Below are 2,080 nucleotides of genomic sequence, written 5' to 3'. Positions count from 1 at the left end.
ACCGCTGTGGTGTTCCGTTTCGTGTTGCGGACGATCATCTCCCGAAAATGATCGACTGCGCTGGTCAGCGGCGTGGAATACCTTTCTCAGGTGTTCGATTCTTTGCATCCCAGAAATTCCGCTTCGAGCGCACACTTGCCGAGAGCCGCAATACGGGCACCGCCGATTTGTGGTGCACAAATGAGAATCAGGTCGCCACGTGTGACCGAGCTGCAAGGGTTGTTGCAGTTCAGGACTTCGGCTTTCGCTTCGGTCTGGTCAGTGTGGCGACCTGAGGCTCGTCGCGGGTTCAAGAATAGTTCGGGGACCCGACATGTTCGGCGGCGATGGACGCCGCCGGTCAGTCGAGGGTTCAACCCCGGTACGGCACTTTTGATCTCTCTAGATCAACCTCGCCGATCGCATATCCGTTGGCTTCCAACATCTGACGAACTGCTCTCTCTCGTAGATCTGGCGCATTACCTGGCCCGATCACAACCTTCACAATGGCGTCACGGGGAAAACCGATCTCGATGTACGGAACCACGCCTCCAGTACCGTAGCTTCCCTGCCGGAAATTCAGTCGCGCGGACGCCTCTGCGAACATAGCGATAAGTCGCCATTCTTTCTCAGCTTGGAATGATTCATCTTTCAGAGTCATGCACAACCGACCGGCGGCGTTGAACATCTCCGTGACAAAGTTGAAGTAGTTAACCGCAGCTGGCTTTTCAGAAATACGTGAACGGAGGAAGTTTTGAACCAAATTCAAGTTTTCGGCCCGCGCCTCGTCACCATAGAAGATGGGTCGCGGCCCAGGGATCGGAGCATCAACCCAACCTCTTCCGTCCGGTTCCATTCGGTTTCCTGCTTTGTAATCCCAGCATTGGTAGGTCAGCTCCGCTAGCTTCGCCCGATCGAAACCTACGGCGAAACCATCACCACCTGCATATCCACGCCACTGCCCGAGCGAGTCACGTTCGGTAGTAAAGCAAGTGACATACCCGTTCGCCCATTTCCAATCGTATGGCATCTGCGGCTGTGACTCGTCTACGAGAGCCGCAAGCGACCAGGCGGCGGCTCGAAGTGCATGTTTCTTTGGTCCAAGGTACGACGGATCTCGATGGTCGGGCCCCTCGGTCGTGAAGAAGTCACCACACTCCCTCCGCTCTTCCTCTGTAAGGTCAGGTAGTTCCTGAGCCAAGGAGTGAAAGATCTCGGCCATCAACCCGGCACTGTATTTGAGTTCCTGAGCATCATTTAGATACTTTATATCGGTTCCCCAGAGCTTTTGACTTTTGATGATGCCGGAGAATCCTCCGAAGTTTGTGTAGTGATAGAGGATGTCATTCTCGTCGGTCACGATTTTGATAGTACTGCAGTCACCTGACAACTTTTTGCAGGAGGATCCCACTAACACTCACGCCCCCTCGTTCCAATCCAGTCAACAGGCTTGCAAAAAAAGCCGCCCTGAGCAGCGCGGAACTTAGCATCGACGGGCCTTGACCCCGCGGGTTGGACACGCTTGATCCTGGTCTCAGACCAGGGAAAGCGAGAAGATCTAACCCGATGGCAAAGAAAAATTACTCCGAAGAGTTCCGCCGCGACGCAGTCGAGCTGTACCGCGACACCGGCGGCGCGACCGTAGCCGGGATCGCCGCCGATCTCGGCGTATCCCACGGCTCCCTGACCACATGGCTGAGAAATGCGGGTATCCCGATCCGCAGACCCGCCGCCACCGCTCCGGGGCCCGGCACCGGCGAGACACCCGAGCAGGAAGCCGCCAGGCTCCGCGCCGAGGTCGCACACCTACGCGCGGAGAAAACCAAGCTCGAAACTGAGCGAGACATCCTGCGGTCGGCGGCAAAATATTTCGCCGGAGAGACGAACTGGTGAACCGCTTCCAGTTCGTTGCAGACCACTCCGACACCTACCCGGTGAAGCGGTTGTGCCAGGTCATCGATATCGCCCGCTCGTCGTACTACGCATGGATCAACGCCGCCGAGAAACGAGCCGCCCGGGCCGCAGCCGACGCTGAACTCGCCGACAAGATCCGCGCCGTCCACACGGTGGGACAACACCTACGGGCGGCCCCGGATCACCG

Annotated in this window: 2 protein-coding genes and 1 pseudogene; 2 read left to right on the top strand and 1 reads right to left on the bottom strand. The window is 57.5% G+C overall.

The features are described 5' to 3' along the window. Positions 1-275, top strand: a 275-nt coding sequence (locus tag ACH4F2_RS35795) for a hypothetical protein (protein WP_398136787.1), incomplete at its 5' end; no start/stop codon positions are given. Positions 276-352: 77 nt separating this feature from the next. Here the strand turns inward: ACH4F2_RS35795 and ACH4F2_RS35790 are convergent. Then, positions 353-1,339, bottom strand: coding sequence for a DUF2971 domain-containing protein (locus tag ACH4F2_RS35790; protein ID WP_125053176.1), 987 nt, complete (start codon positions 1,337-1,339; stop codon positions 353-355). Between the two features lie 206 nt (positions 1,340-1,545). Between ACH4F2_RS35790 and ACH4F2_RS35785 the strand changes: the two are divergent. Then, positions 1,546-2,080 (top strand): annotated as a pseudogene (locus ACH4F2_RS35785) (transposase); the annotation flags it as partial.

The sequence above is a fragment of the Streptomyces sp. NPDC017890 genome, assembly GCF_044328675.1.
Classification (GTDB): Bacteria; Actinomycetota; Actinomycetes; order Streptomycetales; family Streptomycetaceae; genus Streptomyces.
Note: the sequence above shows the minus strand (reverse complement) of the source record. Positions and strands in the feature narration are given on the sequence as shown.